Consider the following 15,192-nt stretch of genomic DNA (forward strand, 5'->3'; position numbering starts at 1 on the left):
GGTCGAGCGTGCCCTACCTGCTGCGTGTCGAGCTGCCCGACGTCCCCGGGTCGCTGGGGCGCCTTGCCAGCGCCGTCGGTGAGGCGGGCGGCGACATCGAGGCGATCGAGATCGTCGAGAAGCGCCACGACGGCATGGCCGTCGACGACGTGCTGCTGGAGATGCAGCCCGGCAGCATGCCCGACTCGATCGTGTCGGCCTGCCACCTGCTCGAGGGGGTCAAGGTCGTCTGGATCAGCCGGTACGCCGCCGGCGGCAACCTCTTCCTCGACCTGGAGGCGGTCGAGGACCTCACCGCGCACCCGGCCGAGGCCGTTAACCGCCTGGTCGACCTGCTGCCGATGACCTTCCGCTCCGACTGGGGCATCCGGCTGCACCGCGCCAAGGGCATCCTCTACGGCACCGGCGCCGCTCCCGAGGAGCTCGCGTTCGTCGAGATCGAGCGCCCCGGTCGCCTGGAGTCCCTCGCCGAGGAGGTCACCCTGTACGCCGCCGCCCGACTCGACGGCAACGAGATCCTGGTCATCGGGCGCCACGGCGGCCCGGAGTACCTCGACTCCGAGATCGCCCGCCTCGGCCACCTCGCCGGCCTGGCCCAGTCCATCGCCCGCGTCGGCTGAGGCTCGCCCGCCGGGATAGTCCCGGACTTTTGTGCTGTGGGAACGGTGTTCTCACCGACACAAACGCCAGGGACTACCCCACCGGAGGCGCTCAGTCCTTGCGCTCCAGCAGGAACACCGGGATCTCGCGGTCGGTCTTCTCCTGGTACTCCGCGTACGGCGGGTACTGCGCGACGCAGCGCTCCCACCACTCGGCGCGCTCCTCGCCCTCGGCGACGCGGGCGACGTAGGTGTGCGGCTCGGGGCCGTCCTGGAGGTCGACCTCGGGGTGGGCCAGGAAGTTGCGGTACCAGGACGGGTGCTCCGGATCGCCGCCCTTGGACGCCACCGCGGCGTAGACCCCGTCCTTCTCGACCCGCATGACCGGGTTCTTGCGCAGCTTGCCGGAGGTCGCTCCTCGGGACGTGATCACCACGATCGGCCACTCCGGCTTGCCCATCAGCGTGTTGGCCTCGCGGCCGCCGCTGGCCTCGTACTTCTCGACCTGGTCGCGTACCCATTCGCTGGGGCTGGGCTCGTACTCGCCTTCAAGTGTCATGCCTCCAGAAGACCACAGCGTCGGCGTCTGTTCCAGCGCCGATACAGTCGCCGGCATGAGTGCCATCGACGGCGTGTCGGAGACCTTCGACCCCGAGGCCTGGGATGCCGTGCCCGGCTTCGAGGACCTCACCGACCTGACCTACCACCGCGCCAAGGCGCACGGAACGGTCCGGGTGGCCTTCGACCGGCCGGACATCCTCAACGCCTTCCGCCCGCACACCGTCGACGAGCTGCTGCGGGTCCTGGAGCACGCGCGCATCAGCAGCGACGTCGGCTGCGTCCTGCTCACGGGCAACGGCCCCGGCGAGCGCCACGGCAAGTGGGCGTTCTGCACCGGGGGCGACCAGCGCATCCGAGGCCGCGCCGGCTACCAGTACACGCGACCGGAGGGAGCAGACGGGAGAGCGGGTGAGACATCGGACTCTGTGGACAAGGCCAAGCTCGGCAGGCTGCACATCCTCGAGGTCCAGCGGCTGATCCGGTTCATGCCCAAGGTCGTCATCTGCGTCGTACCGGGGTGGACCGCCGGCGGCGGGCACAGCCTGCACGTCGTGTGCGACCTGACGATCGCGAGCAGGGAGGAGGCGCGCTTCAAGCAGACCGACGCCGACGTCGGCTCCTTCGACGGCGGCTTCGGCTCGGCCTACCTCGCGCGCCAGGTCGGCCAGAAGTTCGCTCGGGAGATCTTCTTCCTCGGCCAGGAGTACGACGCCGAGGACGGCGTCCGCATGGGCGCGGTCAACAAGGCCGTACCCCACGCCGAGCTCGAGGCGACCGCGCTGGAGTGGGGCCGGCTCATCAACGGCAAGTCCCCGACCGCCCAGCGGATGCTCAAGTACTCCTTCAACCTCATCGACGACGGGCTCGTCGGCCAGCAGCTCTTCGCCGGCGAGACCACCCGCCTGGCCTACATGACCGACGAGGCCGCCGAGGGACGAGACCAGTTCCTCGAGAAGCGCGAGCCCGACTGGTCGCCGTTCCCCTGGTACTACTGAGCCCCGTCGCTCGGTGACGGAGCCGGGCCTCCGCGGCCCGGACTGCCCACCACGGCGTGGTGGCCGCGCAGCCACCACAGGGCCAGGAGGCGCTGACCTGCGTCGAAGGGCGGTCGGTGCGGGCAGCTGGTGAGCGGGCGCCCGGCCCGCGCCGCCGACACGCCGTCGTACCAGGCGTCGAGCACCGCCTGACGCAGGGACGTCGTTGGCGCAGGCGCTCCCGGGCGCTCCCGCGGCCGATCGCCCGGGAGGGGGCGCGGCCGACGGGAGTCGCCGGGAGTCATGGCCTGCGGACCGCCGTCAGCCGGTCGGCTCGGGGTCGGCCCCGGCCGAGACGAGCACGCCGTCGTCGTCCGCGTCGGCGGACTTCGAGGGGCGCTCGGGGCGGTGGCGCGGTCCCATCGGGGCGGGAGGCCGAGCGCTGTCCCGGTTCAACCACCGGTCGGCCACCAGCAGGTTCAGCAGCAGACCGACAGCGCCCCAGATCCCGATGACGAGCAGGTTGCCGCCGACCCCCTCGCCGTCGAAGTAGACCGCCGAGCGGGCGAGGTCCACGGCCGCCGGGAGTGGCAGGAGGTCGGCGAGGGGCCGGAAGAACTCGGGGACCATGTAGAGCGACAGACCGCCGCCGGAGGCGGGGACGCCGGCCAGCATGACCACGATCATCACCGGGACCAGGGCGCCCAGCCCCCATATGCGGATCAGCACGGCGCTGGCCCAGGCGACCGCGAAGACCGTGAGGGATCCGTAGCCGATCAGCTCGAGGGCGTGACCGTTGACCGCGCCGATCAGCACGTCGAAGAGGAACCACAGCCAGACCGAGATGCCGATCGACCACCCGGTGACCAGAGGCAGGAGCTGACGGGTGCGGGTGAGGTCGGGCGCGCCCCCGCGCATCACGGCGAAGAAGAGGAAGCCCGCCATGATCCAGCCCATGCCGACATACATGCTGTTGGAGCCGTTGCTGTCGTCGTCGGTCAGCGGGGCGAGATCCTCGATGGCCAGTGCGCCGCCGCTCTCGGCCGCCACGCCCTGGAACATCTGGGTCACGACCGACTGCTGGCTGGGGCCCGCGCCGGCGGCGGTGATCAGCGTGGGGTCGGCGTCGGCGGAGGTCGGCAGGACGTACGCGGCGACCAGCTCCTGGCTGTGCAGCAGCTCCTCGGCCTCGTCGGTGGACTCCACCACGCGCAGGTCGAGGTAGTCGCCGAGACCCGCCTCGAGGCCCGCGACGGCCTTGTCGGCCTGGGCGGCCGGGCCGACCACGGCGACCGGCATGTCGTGCACGTCGGGCTGGTGCATCGACAGGCTCATCAGCGTCACGACGGTGATCATGATGCTGAGCGGGAAGAGCGCCGTCGCGGCCAGACGGGTCCGGTACGGCGCCACGGGCCCGCCGGGAAGTGCCGCGAGGGGTGCGTCCGGGCCGGTGTAGACGGGTCCGCCGACGATGAGGTGGCCCGAGCGGCGCTCCTTGAGGGCGGCCAGGCCGGCGGCGACGACCAGCCAGACGGCGAGGGTGAGGACGTGGCCCCAGAGGCCCGAGCCGTCGAAGTAGATCGCCGAGCGCAGCGCCTCGCCCGCCGCGGGCAGCGGCAATACGCTGTGCAGGAACTGCAAGAACTCCGGCATCGAGTGCACCGAGAGGGCCAGGTTGGAGGACGGCACCCCGAAGATGACCCACAGCAGCATGCCCAGCAGCACGGCGAACGGGCCCATCACCTTGGTGAAGAGCAGCTGGGCCGTGGCGACGGCGGTGACCGCCAGCGTGCCGACGCCGAGGAAGAGGGGGTAGTGCCCCTCCACGGCCCCGACGATCGGCCCGAGGATCAGCCAGATCAGCGAGCTCGTGAGCACACCCCAGCCGACGGCGAGGGGCAGGAAGCGACGCACCCGCAGCAGGTTGGGCGTACCGCTCAGCAAGGAGCTCAGCGGCACGTAGCCCGCCAGCATCATGCCCATCGCGGCGAAGAGCACCATGGTCCCGGAGCCGTCGCCCTCGGGGAGCTTGCCCAGGTCGACGGTCTCGACCGACCACGACTCGGCGACGGCGGCGCCGCCGAGCATGCGGTCGACCAGCGTCGCCTGGGAGGCGCCGCCGGCCATCGCTCGGTAGACGGTGGCGGCCCCGCTCCCCTCCGGGAGGGTGATCGCGCCCGCGATGTCCTGGTCCCCGATCAGCTCCTCGGCCTCGGCCAGATCCTCGACCAGGCGTACGTCGAGCGCCCCGTCCGCTCCGTCCTCGAGCCGCTCGGCGAAGCGCTCGGCCGCGGCTCCCTGGCCGACGACGGCCACGGGCAGGTCGCGGGGCTGGGGGTCGTGCATGGTGCCCATGTAGGTGGCGTACATCATCGTGACGATCAGGAACGGCATCACGAAGAGGGCGATCATGCGGCCCTTGCGCTCGGCCGGGGTCTCCGGCGGCGGCGGCGGGTACTTCACGCCGGCAGGCTCAGTGGTCGTAGACACGGGGGGTCTCTCCTCAGCGGCGCCTCGGTGGGCGCCGCACGCGGTGGCAGGACCCGGTGCCGGGCCTGGCAAAATATTAAGTCACATGGCGTAAAACGCCAAGACTCGGTACCGTGAGGGCCGCGTCGCCAGCCACCGAGGGGGAGCCATGCCGCGGCCGGACGTCCGCCAGCCCCTCCTCGACGCCGCCGAGCGGCTCTTCGCCGCGCGCGGGATCTCGACGGTCTCGGACCGTCAGGTCGCGGAGGCGGCCCACAACAGCAACCACTCGGCCGTCCGCTACTACTTCGGCGGCCGGACCGGGCTGCTGGAGGCGCTGCTGGATCGTCACGCCGCCTCCGTCGAGCCGGCGCAGCAGCGGATGTTCGCGCAGTCCGACTCGCTGCTCGGGGACGTCCGCGCTCTCGTGATCCCGCTGACCGACGCGCTGGACGAACTGCCCTTCCCGTCGTATCGGGCGCGCTTCCTGCGCCAGGCGATGCACGACCCGGCCACCGCGGAGCTGATGCGGGACCGGGACCGCTTCTCCACCTCCGCCCGCATCGTCGCCTCGGCCGCCGAGCGGCTCGCGAGCCTGGACCGCCAGGTGATCGCGGGGCGGGCCAGGCTCACCGCGCACGTGGTGAGCACCGCCTGCGCCCAGATCGAGGAGGACGCCGAGCGCACCGGCGAGCGGCCGCGCTGGAACGAGGCCGGCGCCTTCCTGTGCGACGCGGTCGCCGGCATGCTGCAGGCGCCGGTCACCGCGACCTAGCCCCGCGTGCCTCGCCGGTGTGGGAGCAGACCTCGAGACGGCCTGGTACTACTGGTCCGTGACCCTCTGGCAGCGCATCGCCCGCGAGACGACCGGCGACGACTACGCCGCGGCGTACGCTCGCCGGTTCGCCGCGCTTGCGGCCCGCGGCCAGGACGTCCACGGCGAGGCCGGCCTGGTCGGCGCGCTGGTCCGGCCGCCTGCGCGGGTGCTCGACGCCGGGTGTGGCACCGGCCGGATCGCCGTACGGCTCCAGGAGCTGGGCTACGTCGTCGTCGGGGTCGACGTCGACGCGACCATGCTGGGTCAGGCCCGTGCCGCGGCGCCGGAGCTGGACTGGCGCGAGGGTGACCTCGCCACCCTCGACCTCGGTGAGACCTTCGACCTGGTGCTGTTGGCCGGCAACGTCATCCCGCTGCTGGAGCCGGCCACGCTGCAGGCGGCCGCCGCGCGCTTGGCGGCGCACGCAGTGCCCGGAGGCCTGGTCGTGTGCGGGTTCGGCCTCGACGCGGACCACCTGCCCGGGGACTGCCCGGTCACCCCGCTTGCCGACGTCGACGCGGCCTTCGCCGCCGCCGGCCTGGTGGCGCAGGAGCGCTTCGCCACGTGGGACCGGGCGCCGTACGACGACGGCGGCTACGTCGTCACCGTGCACCGGAGGGACGCATGAGGATCGTGGTCCTGACCGGCGCGGGCATCTCCGCCGAGAGCGGGGTGCCGACGTTCCGCGACGCCGACGGGCTGTGGGAGGGCCATCGGGTCGAGGAGGTCGCGACCCCCGAGGCCTACGACCACGCGCCGATCCGCGTGCACCGCTTCTACGACGCCCGCCGCGCGGCGCTCGCGGGCGTCCGGCCCAACCCGGCCCACCACGCGCTGGCCAGGCTGGAGCAGGCGCTCGGCGACGACCTGCTCGTCGTGACCCAGAACATCGACGACCTGCACGAGCGGGCCGGCTCGACGCGCGTGGTGCACATGCACGGTGAGCTGCTCTCGGCGCTGTGCCGCGGCTGCGGTCAGCGGGTGCCCTGGGACGGCGACCTGGAGCACCTGCCGCCCTGCCCACGATGCGGGGTGAGCGAGCTCCGTCCGGACGTGGTGTGGTTCGGCGAGGTGCCCTACGAGATGGACCGGATCCTCGACCGGCTCGCCACCACGGACCTGTTCGTGTCCATCGGGACCTCGGGGGCGGTCTACCCGGCCGCCGGCTTCGTCCGGGAGGCGGCGGCGTACGGCGCCCGCACCCTCGAGCTCAACCTGCAGCCCAGCGAGGGCACCGACCTGTTCGACGAGGCCCGGCACGGCCCCGCGGGGCTGCTCGTCCCGGCCTGGGTCGAGGAGCTCCTGGGCTGATCCGGCTCCCGGCCGGCCAGCGGCTACCCGCCGGTAGGATCGAGGGCATGAAGCGCGAGATCTACGACGAGGACCACGAGGCGTTCCGCTCGTCGGTCCGCGAGTTCCTGGACCGGTCGGTCGTCCCCCACGTCGAGCAGCACGCCGCCGACAAGGCGCTGCCGCGGGAGTTCTGGCTGGAGGCCGGCAAGCAGGGCTTCCTCGGGCTCGAGATCCCCGAGGAGTACGGCGGCGCGGCCGCAGGGGACTACCGGTTCAACGCCGTGCTCCTGGAGGAGCTGTCCAAGGTCAACGCCGCGCTGTCCTCCTGCGTGGGCATCCACGCCGACATCGTCACGCCGTACCTCGTCGAGCTCACCACCGAGGAGCAGCGCCGGCGCTGGCTGCCCGGTGTCGCCTCCGGCGAGCTGCTCACCGCCATCGGGATGACGGAGCCCTCGGGCGGCTCCGACCTCGCGGCGCTGAAGACCTCCGCCGTGCGCGACGGCGACGGTTGGGTCATCAACGGCTCCAAGACCTTCATCACCAACGGCTACTCCGCCGACCTGGTCGTGGTCGCCGCCCGTACCTCGCCCGAGAAGAAGGCCAAGGGGATCACGCTGTTCGGCGTCCCGACCTCCGCCGAGGGCTTCTCGCGCGGCCGCAAGCTCGACAAGGTCGGGCAGGACGAGTCCGACACCGCCGAGCTCTTCTTCGAGAACCTGCGCGTCACCGACGACGACATCGTCGGCGAGCTGGACCAGGGCTTCATCCACATGATGCAGAACCTCCCGCAGGAGCGTCTGGGCTGCGCGATCTCCAACCTCGCCCACGCGCAGCAGATCCTGGTCGAGACGCTGCAGTACACCAAGGACCGCAAGGCCTTCGGCCAGGGCATCGGGTCCTTCCAGCACAACAAGTTCCTGCTCGCCGAGCTGTTCACGCAGGTCGACGTTACGCAGGCCTACGTCGACCAGTGCGTCGTCGCGCACACCAAGGGCGAGCTGAGCGCGGTCGACGCGGCGAAGGCCAAGTGGTGGACCTCGCAGGTGCAGAACGAGATCCTCGACCACTGCGTGCAGCTGCACGGCGGCTACGGCTTCATGAACGAGTACCGCGTGGCGCGCGCCTGGCGCGACGCCCGGGTCTCGAAGATCTGGGCCGGATCCAACGAGATCATGAAGGAGCTCATCGGCCGCGACCTCGGCCTCTGAGCCTCCCGCCGCTCGCCCAGCCCAGGGTCGCCTTGCTTGCGGCGCACCCGCGCCGCTCGGGACCATGAGCCATGAGCACCGCCGCAGGGATCGGGGCCGGGCGGCACGAGGACGAGCCGCACCAGGAGTCCTCGCGCAGTCGGCTCAACTGGCTGCGCGCCGGCGTCCTGGGAGCCAACGACGGCATCGTGTCGACGGCCGGGATCGTCGTGGGCGTCGCCGGCGCCACCCTCGACCGCGGCTCGATCATGGTCGCCGGCGTGGCGGGCCTGGTCGCGGGTGCGATGAGCATGGCGGCCGGCGAGTACGTCTCCGTGAGCACGCAGCGTGACTCCGAGCTCGCGCTGCTGGACAAGGAGCGGCGCGAGCTGAGCGAGGACCCGCAGGACGAGCTCGACGAGCTGGCCGGCCTGTACGTCGACAAGGGCCTGAGCGAGGAGCTGGCGCTCGAGGTCGCCCGTGAGCTCACCGCGCACGACGCCCTCGGCGCGCACGCCGAGGCCGAGCTGGGCATCGACCCCGACCACATCACCAGCGCCTGGAGTGCGGCGTTCGCCTCGATGGTGAGCTTCACCATCGGTGCGCTGCTGCCGCTGCTCACCATCCTGCTGGTGAGCCGGGACCTGCGCGTCGGGGTCACAGTCGCGTCCGTGACCATCGCGCTCGCGCTCACCGGCTGGGCGAGCGCTCGCTTCGGCTACGGCCCGACCGCCCGGGCGGTGGTGCGCAACGTCGCGGGCGGCCTGTTCGCCATGGGGGTCACCTACCTGATCGGGACGCTGCTCGGCACGCAGGTCTGAGAGGCTGGCACGATGGGGCAGCGCATGTTCGTGGCCGTCGTGCCACCGCTCGTCGTGACCGAGCATCTCGACGCGTTCTTGGAGCCGCGTCGAGAGGCCGCGCCCTTCCGCTGGGTGCCGGTCGACCAGCTGCACGTCACGCTGGCCTTCCTCGAGTCGGTGCCGGAGCGCCGACTCGACGATCTCGTCGAGCGCCTGGGCGCGGCCGCCTCGCGCCGTACGCCGTTCGAGACCCGGATCGCCGGGGGCGGGGCGTTCCCCCACGCCGCCCGGTCGCGCGTGCTCTACGCGGGCCTGGCGCTGGGCGAGGAGGAGCGCAGCTCCCTCGAGCGCCTGGCCGCCGGCACCCGCACCGCCGCGGCCACCTCGGGCATCGAGATCGACGGGCGGCGCTTCCGCCCGCATGTCACCGTGGCCCGCATCGGCCGGCCGACGGAGACCAGCAACTGGGTCCGCCTCCTCGACGCCTACGAGGGCCCCGCCTTCACCGTCGACCGGGTCTCCCTGGTCGCCTCGCACCTCGGCGAGGGCCCCCGCGGTCGCCCGCGCTACGAGATCGTCGACACCTTCCCGCTCGGCTGAGGTGCGCGCCGCAGGCCCTTCAGGCCGCCCACCGCACCGACTCGTGGATCAGGTCCGCCATGGGCACGACGCCCTCGAGGTCGGGGCGGCGCTCGAGCAGCACGGTGACGCCGCTGTGGTGGCGGATCGTCGCGTCACGGCGGCGAAGGGCCTTCGCCAGGGCGTCGTCGGTCGGGTGCTGGGTCATGGTCGCCTCCTGTGATTTAAGTGGAGTAACCCTATCGTATTAAGACAGAGGCGGGCTCAGAGACCCGGCAGCGAGGGGATCAGCCCCTGCACCAGGTCGTACGTCGCCCGGTCGGCCGCCGCGATCAGCCCGCGCGGCTCCGGCTCCTGCGGCCGGTACGGCGCCCCGCCGAAGGTGCCGACGAAGCCCCCGGCCTCGGTCAGCAGCAGGGAGCCCGGGGCGTGGTCCCAGGGCTTGGTCCCGGCGTAGAGGGCGTAGTCGGCGGCGCCCTCGACCAGGCGCGGGTAGTCCACGCCACAGCACACCCAGGTCAGCTCCAGGGCCTGGAGGGTGCCGAGGGCCCGCCCGATCCAGGTCCGACGCGAGGTGACCCCGCGTGCGGCGTCGCCGAGCGGCGGCCGGACCAGCCGCTCGCCGTCGCGCCACGCGCCGGCGCCGCGCTCGGCGACGTAGGCCACCCGGTGCTGGGGCTGCCAGATCCAGCTGCGCACGACCTCGCCGGCCCTCAGCTCGGCGACCATGACGGCGTGGTCGGGGGAGCCCGAGACGAAGTTCTTGGTGCCGTCGACGGGGTCGACGGTGAACGCGTGCTCGGCGCCGGCGTAGCGCTGCAGCACCGACGCGTCCGCCGAGGCCGCCTCCTCGCCCAGGACCACCGCATCGGGGTAGGCCGCGACGAGGGCGTCGGTGATGAGCACCTCGGCCTCGCGGTCCGCGACCGTCACCAGGTCGCCGGGCCCCTTGTGCGAGATCTCCTCGGAGGCCAGGGCGCGGAAGCGGGGGTCGATGATCTCCGCCGCCACGTCCTTGAGCAGGGTCAGGACGTCGTCGGTCTCCACGCGTCCCAACCTACTGAGCGGGTGCGGACGGCTAGTCGGGCAGGGCGCGCACGATCTCCTCGACCCGGTCCTTGGCGTCGCCGAAGAGCATGCGCGAGTTGTCCTTGAAGAAGAGCGGGTTCTGCACGCCGGCGTAGCCGGTGGCCATCGACCGCTTGAAGACGATGACGTCGCGCGCGTTCCAGACCTCGAGGACCGGCATGCCGGCGATCGGCGAGCCCGGCTCGTCGAGCGCGGCCGGGTTGACCGTGTCGTTGGCGCCGATGACCAGGACCACGTCGGTGCCGGGGAAGTCCGGGTTGATCTCGTCCATCTCCAGGACGATGTCGTAGGGCACGCGGGCCTCGGCGAGCAGCACGTTCATGTGGCCGGGCAGGCGCCCGGCGACCGGGTGGATGCCGAACCGTACGTCGACGCCGCGCGCGCGCAACCGGGCGGTGAGCTCCGCGACCGGGTACTGCGCCTGGGCGACGGCCATCCCGTAGCCCGGCGTGATCACGACCGAGGAGGCCCCGGCCAGCAGCTCGGCGGCCTCGTCGGCCTGGATCTCGCGGTGCTCGCCGTAGTCGCGGGCCTCGCCGGACACGGCGCCGTCGGAGCCGAAGCCGCCGGCGATGACGGAGATGAACGAGCGGTTCATCGCCTTGCACATGATGTAGCTCAGGATCGCACCGGAGGAGCCCACCAGGGACCCGGTGATGATCAGCAGGTCGTTGTCGAGCAGGAACCCTGCGGCCGCGGCGGCCCAGCCGGAGTAGCTGTTGAGCATCGAGACGACGACCGGCATGTCGCCGCCGCCGATGGCGGCCACCAGGTGGAAGCCGAGCGCCAGGGCGAGGACCGTCATGAGCAGCAGCGGGACGATGCCGTGGTCGTGGTCGTTCATGAACCACACCAGCAGGCCGACCGAGGCCACGATGACGCCGAGGTTGAGCCAGTGGCGCGCGGGCAGCACCAGCGGGCTGGACTTCATCTTCGCGCTCAGCTTGAGGTTGGCCACGATGGAGCCGGTGAGCGTCACCGCCCCGATGAAGACGCCGAGGAAGACCTCGACCTCGTGGATCGCGCCGAGGGACCCGGTGGTGGGCGCCTCGGGGTCGAGGAAGGAGTTGATGCCGACGAGCACGGCGGCGAGGCCGACGAAGCTGTGCAGGATCGCGACCAGCTCGGGCATCCCGGTCATCTGCACGGTGCGGGCGCGCCAGGCCCCGATCACGGCGCCGACGAGCATCGCGACCAGGACCACGCCGAGGGTGGACCCGAGGCCGCGCCAGTGGTCGAACGGGTCGGGCAGCTCGGCCTGGCGGGCGGCCAGCACGAGGGTGGCGACCAGGGCGATGCCCATGCCCACCATGCCGGCGAGGTTGCCGCGCTTGGCGCTCTCGTGCTTGGACAGCCCCGCCAGGGCGAGGATGAAGAGCACAGCGGCGACGATGTAGGCCGCCTGCACCAGCCCCGGCAGCTCGTCCGAGGTCAGGAAGTCGCTCATGTCAGTCCTTCCTGAACATCTCGAGCATCCGGAGGGTCACGAGGAACCCGCCGAAGATGTTGATGCTCGCGACCAGCACCGCGATCGTCGCCAGGATCGCGATCGCGGGGTTGGTGGAGCCGACCTGCAGGATGCCGCCGACCAGGATGATCCCGCTGATCGCGTTGGTCTCGCTCATCAGCGGCGTGTGCAGGGCGTGCGCGACGTTGGAGATCACGTAGTACCCCACGAACACCGCCAGCGCGAAGACCGTGAAGTGGTTGAGGAACACCGCGGGCGCGTACGCCGCCAGCACGGCGAACAGCACGACGCCGAGCCCGGCGGCGTACACCTTGCGACGAGGGTCCGGCGGTGGCTTGGGCGCCACCGGCTCCGGCGCGGCCACCGGCGCGGCGGCCGGGGCGGCGGAGACCTGGACCGGCGGCGGCGGCCACAGCAGCTCGCCGTCGTGGGTGACCGTGATGCCGCGCTGCACGACGTCGTCGAGGTCGAGCACCAGCTGCCCGTCCTTGGCCGGGGTCAGCAGCTTGAACAGGTTGACGATGTTGGTGCCGTAGAGCTGCGAGGTCTGCGCGGCCAGCCGGCCGGCGAGGTCAGTGTAGCCCAGCACCGTGACCAGGTTGTCGGTGACGACCTTCTCGTCGGCCACCGTGACCTCGCAGTTGCCGCCGTTGGCGGCGGCCATGTCGACGATGACGCTGCCGCTGCGCATGCCGGCGACCGTCTCGGCCGTGATCAGCAGCGGAGCCGGGCGCCCTGGGATCAGCGCGGTCGTGATGACGATGTCGGCGTCGCGCGCCTCCTCGTCGTACATCGCCGCGGTCGCCGCGACCTGCTCCGGGGTCATCTCCTTGGCGTAGCCGTCGGAAGAAGCTGCGGCCTCCATGGCTGGGTCGTCAATGGTGACGAACTGCGCCCCCATGGACTGGACCTGCTCGGCGACCTCGGGCCGTACGTCGAACGCCCGCACGACCGCGCCCATCGCGTTGGCGGCGCCGATCGCGGCCAGCCCGGCGACCCCGGCGCCGACCACGAACACCTTGGCCGGGGGGACCTTGCCGGCGGCCGTGACCTGGCCGGTGAACTGCCGGCCGAACTCGTGGGCGGCCTCGATGACCGCGCGGTAGCCCGCGACGTTGGCCATCGAGGAGAGCACGTCCAGCGACTGGGCGCGCGAGATGCGCGGGACCGCATCCATCGCCAGGGCGGTGACCCCGGCCTGGTGCAGCCGCTCGACGAGCTCGGGGCTGCGCGCCGGCGCCATGAGCGAGACGACGGTCGCGCGCGGTCGCAGCGTGCGGATCTCGGCCGTGGTGGGCGCGTCGACCTTGACGACGACGTCGCAGTCCCAGACCTCCTCGGCGCCGACGACGGCGATGCCCGCCGCCTCGTAGGCCGAGTCCGGCTGGGCGGCCAGGAGCCCGGCCCCGGACTCCACGACGACCTCGTAGCCCAGCGTCGCGAGCTGGGATGCGGTCGTCGGTGTCGCGGCGACCAGGGTCTGGCCGGGCTTGGACTCGCGCGGGATGCCGATGCGCACCGATGCCTCCTGTGGGTTGAGCCGCAGGTCAACCTACACAGGCGGGCACGTGACCGGGGTCACGGTCCGGCGAGCGTCAGTGGGCGAGCCCGTACAGCCGGTCGCCGGCGTCCCCGAGCCCGGGCACGATGTAGCCCTTCTCGTTGAGACGCTCGTCCACCGCGGCGGTGACGACCGTGACCGGGACGTCGAGGTCGGCGAGCTCCTGCTCGAGGCGCGCGCAGCCCTCGGGCGCGGCGAGCAGGCAGATGGCGGTGATGTCGTCGGCGCCGCGGTCGGTGAGGAACCGGACGGCCGCCGCCAGGGTGCCGCCGGTGGCCAGCATCGGGTCGAGGACGTAGCACTGGCGCCCCGAGAGGTCCTCCGGGAGACGCTCGGCGTACGTCGACACCTCGAGGGTCTCCTCGTTGCGCATCATCCCGAGGAAGCCCACCTCCGCGGTCGGCAGCAGGCGCATCATCCCGTCGAGCATGCCCAGCCCCGCCCGCAGGATCGGGACCACCAGGGGCTTGGGGGTGGCGAGCTTGACGCCGGTCATCGGCGCGACCGGCGTGGTGATGTCGTGGGGGTCGACGCGCACGTCGCGGGTGGCCTCGTAGGCCAGTAGGGTCACGAGCTCGTCGGTGAGACTGCGGAACGTCGGCGAGTCGGTGTTCTCGTCGCGCAGCGTCGTGAGCTTGTGGGCGACGAGCGGGTGGTCGACGACGTGGGTGCGCATGCCCAAACCCTAGTGGTCGCCGCGGGGAACAGGGTTGGCCGCCGGTGGCTTCCCGTGCCACCCTGGACAGCACCCTGCGGGCAGCACCGTGGGGCTCGCGTGACGACGTGGAGAGGAGCAGCGATGACCGAGAGCACGGACGGCATCGACTTCGCCCTCGCCGCCTACCGCGAGGAGGGGGTCTGGACGGTGCAGGAGCTGGTGCACGAGACCCTGCTCGACGTCGAGACCCTCGCCCACGCGCTGCGCCGGTTCCCCGGTGACGGCGGTGCGGTGGGGATGGTCGCGGTCGACGAGGACTTCTTCCTGGTCGTACGCGTCGCCGGCCCCCGCACCCGGGTGCTGCTCTCCGACATCACCGCCGCCGACGAGTGGGAGCTGGCCAGCTCCGCGGTCGACTTCCTGCACCTGCCGCCGCCCGAGGACGACGACGAGCAGGCCCCCGCCGGCGACCTGGACCTGCTCGGCGACCTCGGCATGCCGGCGATGGACCTGGCGATCCTGCTCGACGACGACGACCTCTACCCCGACGAGGTCCTCTCCGACGTCGCTCGGCGCCTGGGCTTCGGCGCGGAGTTCGACGACGCGGCCGGCCTCACCTCCGCGTGACGGACCGGGCCGGCTGGCGCGAGCCCATGCTCGCGGCCCTCGCCGAGGCGCGCGCCGCGCTGGCGACCGACGACGTCCCCATCGGAGCGGTCGTCGTGGGGGCCGACGGCTCGCTCGTCGGCCGCGGTCGCAACCTGCGCGAGGCGGAGGGCGACCCGACCGGGCACGCGGAGGTGGTCGCCCTGCGCTCGGCCGCGGCGGCGCTGGGGCAGTGGCGGCTGACGGGCTGCACCCTGGTCGTGACCCTCGAGCCGTGCACGATGTGCGCCGGCGCCGCGGTGCTGAGCCGGGTCGACCGGATCGTGTTCGGCGCCTACGACGAGAAGGCCGGTGCGGTCGGAAGCCTGTGGGACGTCGTGCGCGACCGCCGCCTCAACCATCGCCCGGAGGTGCTGTCGGGCGTGCTCGCAGAGGAGTCCGCGGCCCTGCTCGAGGCGTTCTTCTCCCATCAGAGGGGCAGAGAGTCACCCGATTAGGGCAGACGCGGTCACCGGTCGCGGGTTA

General features: G+C 72.2%; 18 protein-coding genes. 10 read left to right on the top strand and 8 right to left on the bottom strand.

Annotated features, from left to right (window positions below; genetic code table 11):
- The first annotated feature begins 8 nt into the window (after positions 1-8).
- Positions 9-620, top strand: coding sequence for an ACT domain-containing protein (locus LQ940_RS01180; protein WP_231241000.1), 612 nt, complete (start codon positions 9-11; stop codon positions 618-620).
- A 91-nt stretch (positions 621-711) separates the two neighbouring features.
- On the opposite strand, the gene LQ940_RS01185 is transcribed toward LQ940_RS01180, so the two are convergent.
- A complete protein-coding gene (locus tag LQ940_RS01185) occupies positions 712-1,158 on the bottom strand; it encodes a nitroreductase family deazaflavin-dependent oxidoreductase (protein ID WP_231240999.1) in 447 nt (148 codons plus the stop codon).
- 55 nt (positions 1,159-1,213) lie between these two features.
- Between LQ940_RS01185 and LQ940_RS01190 the strand changes: the two genes are divergently transcribed.
- A complete protein-coding gene (locus LQ940_RS01190) occupies positions 1,214-2,155 on the top strand; it encodes a 1,4-dihydroxy-2-naphthoyl-CoA synthase (RefSeq protein ID WP_231240998.1) in 942 nt (313 codons plus the stop codon).
- Here the strand turns inward: LQ940_RS01190 and LQ940_RS21845 are convergent.
- Entirely contained in the window at positions 2,149-2,439 is a 291-nt protein-coding gene (locus LQ940_RS21845; RefSeq protein WP_374229447.1) for an Rmf/CrpP family protein, read from the bottom strand. The two genes, LQ940_RS01190 and LQ940_RS21845, sit on opposite strands and share 7 nt — an antisense overlap.
- Positions 2,440-2,455: 16 nt before the next feature.
- Positions 2,456-4,624, bottom strand: coding sequence for an ABC transporter permease (locus LQ940_RS01195; RefSeq protein WP_231240997.1), 2,169 nt, complete (start codon positions 4,622-4,624; stop codon positions 2,456-2,458).
- A gap of 148 nt (positions 4,625-4,772) precedes the next feature.
- Here LQ940_RS01195 and LQ940_RS01200 point away from each other — a divergent pair, with 148 nt between their 5' ends.
- From LQ940_RS01200 to thpR, 6 genes are all read left to right on the top strand, one after another.
- The gene (locus tag LQ940_RS01200) at positions 4,773-5,378 is read left to right on the top strand and encodes a TetR/AcrR family transcriptional regulator (protein ID WP_231240996.1); all 606 of its coding nucleotides are present in this window, start codon (positions 4,773-4,775) and stop codon (positions 5,376-5,378) included.
- Between the two features lie 58 nt (positions 5,379-5,436).
- On the top strand, positions 5,437-6,048 hold the full coding sequence (locus tag LQ940_RS01205) for a class I SAM-dependent methyltransferase (protein ID WP_231240995.1): 612 nt from the start codon (positions 5,437-5,439) through the stop codon (positions 6,046-6,048).
- Entirely contained in the window at positions 6,045-6,731 is a 687-nt protein-coding gene (locus LQ940_RS01210) for an NAD-dependent deacylase (protein WP_231240994.1), read from the top strand. The genes LQ940_RS01205 and LQ940_RS01210 overlap by 4 nt, the downstream gene beginning before the upstream one ends.
- Positions 6,732-6,778: 47 nt before the next feature.
- Positions 6,779-7,924: an acyl-CoA dehydrogenase family protein gene (locus LQ940_RS01215; protein ID WP_231240993.1), complete on the top strand. Its 1,146-nt coding sequence runs from the start codon at positions 6,779-6,781 to the stop codon at positions 7,922-7,924.
- 71 nt (positions 7,925-7,995) lie between these two features.
- Positions 7,996-8,724: a VIT1/CCC1 transporter family protein gene (locus tag LQ940_RS01220; RefSeq protein ID WP_231240992.1), complete on the top strand. Its 729-nt coding sequence runs from the start codon at positions 7,996-7,998 to the stop codon at positions 8,722-8,724.
- A gap of 12 nt (positions 8,725-8,736) precedes the next feature.
- The gene (gene thpR, locus LQ940_RS01225; protein WP_231240991.1) at positions 8,737-9,306 is read left to right on the top strand and encodes an RNA 2',3'-cyclic phosphodiesterase; all 570 of its coding nucleotides are present in this window, start codon (positions 8,737-8,739) and stop codon (positions 9,304-9,306) included.
- A gap of 19 nt (positions 9,307-9,325) precedes the next feature.
- On the opposite strand, the gene LQ940_RS01230 is transcribed toward thpR, so the two are convergent.
- The 5 genes from LQ940_RS01230 to upp form a co-directional block, all read right to left on the bottom strand.
- Complete coding sequence (locus LQ940_RS01230; protein WP_231240990.1) at positions 9,326-9,493, bottom strand: hypothetical protein; 168 nt, start codon at positions 9,491-9,493, stop codon at positions 9,326-9,328.
- A 56-nt stretch (positions 9,494-9,549) separates the two neighbouring features.
- On the bottom strand, positions 9,550-10,332 hold the full coding sequence (locus LQ940_RS01235) for an inositol monophosphatase family protein (protein ID WP_231240989.1): 783 nt from the start codon (positions 10,330-10,332) through the stop codon (positions 9,550-9,552).
- 31 nt (positions 10,333-10,363) lie between these two features.
- A complete protein-coding gene (pntB, locus tag LQ940_RS01240; protein WP_231240988.1) occupies positions 10,364-11,821 on the bottom strand; it encodes a Re/Si-specific NAD(P)(+) transhydrogenase subunit beta in 1,458 nt (485 codons plus the stop codon).
- Position 11,822: 1 nt separating this feature from the next.
- Positions 11,823-13,361, bottom strand: a complete 1,539-nt coding sequence (locus LQ940_RS01245) for a Re/Si-specific NAD(P)(+) transhydrogenase subunit alpha (RefSeq protein ID WP_231240987.1) — start codon at positions 13,359-13,361, stop codon at positions 11,823-11,825.
- A gap of 76 nt (positions 13,362-13,437) precedes the next feature.
- Positions 13,438-14,079 carry a uracil phosphoribosyltransferase gene (upp, locus tag LQ940_RS01250; protein WP_231240986.1) on the bottom strand — a complete coding sequence of 214 codons (642 nt, stop codon included), beginning with the start codon at positions 14,077-14,079 and terminating at the stop codon, positions 13,438-13,440.
- 123 nt (positions 14,080-14,202) lie between these two features.
- On the opposite strand from upp, the gene LQ940_RS01255 reads away from it, so the two are divergent.
- Both LQ940_RS01255 and tadA read left to right on the top strand, forming a co-directional pair.
- Entirely contained in the window at positions 14,203-14,688 is a 486-nt protein-coding gene (locus LQ940_RS01255) for a tRNA adenosine deaminase-associated protein (protein WP_231240985.1), read from the top strand.
- A gap of 26 nt (positions 14,689-14,714) precedes the next feature.
- The gene (gene tadA, locus LQ940_RS01260; RefSeq protein ID WP_231241127.1) at positions 14,715-15,164 is read left to right on the top strand and encodes a tRNA adenosine(34) deaminase TadA; all 450 of its coding nucleotides are present in this window, start codon (positions 14,715-14,717) and stop codon (positions 15,162-15,164) included.
- Positions 15,165-15,192 lie beyond the last annotated feature (28 nt).

This window comes from Nocardioides sp. cx-173, from assembly GCF_021117365.1.
GTDB lineage: Bacteria > Actinomycetota > Actinomycetes > Propionibacteriales > Nocardioidaceae > Nocardioides.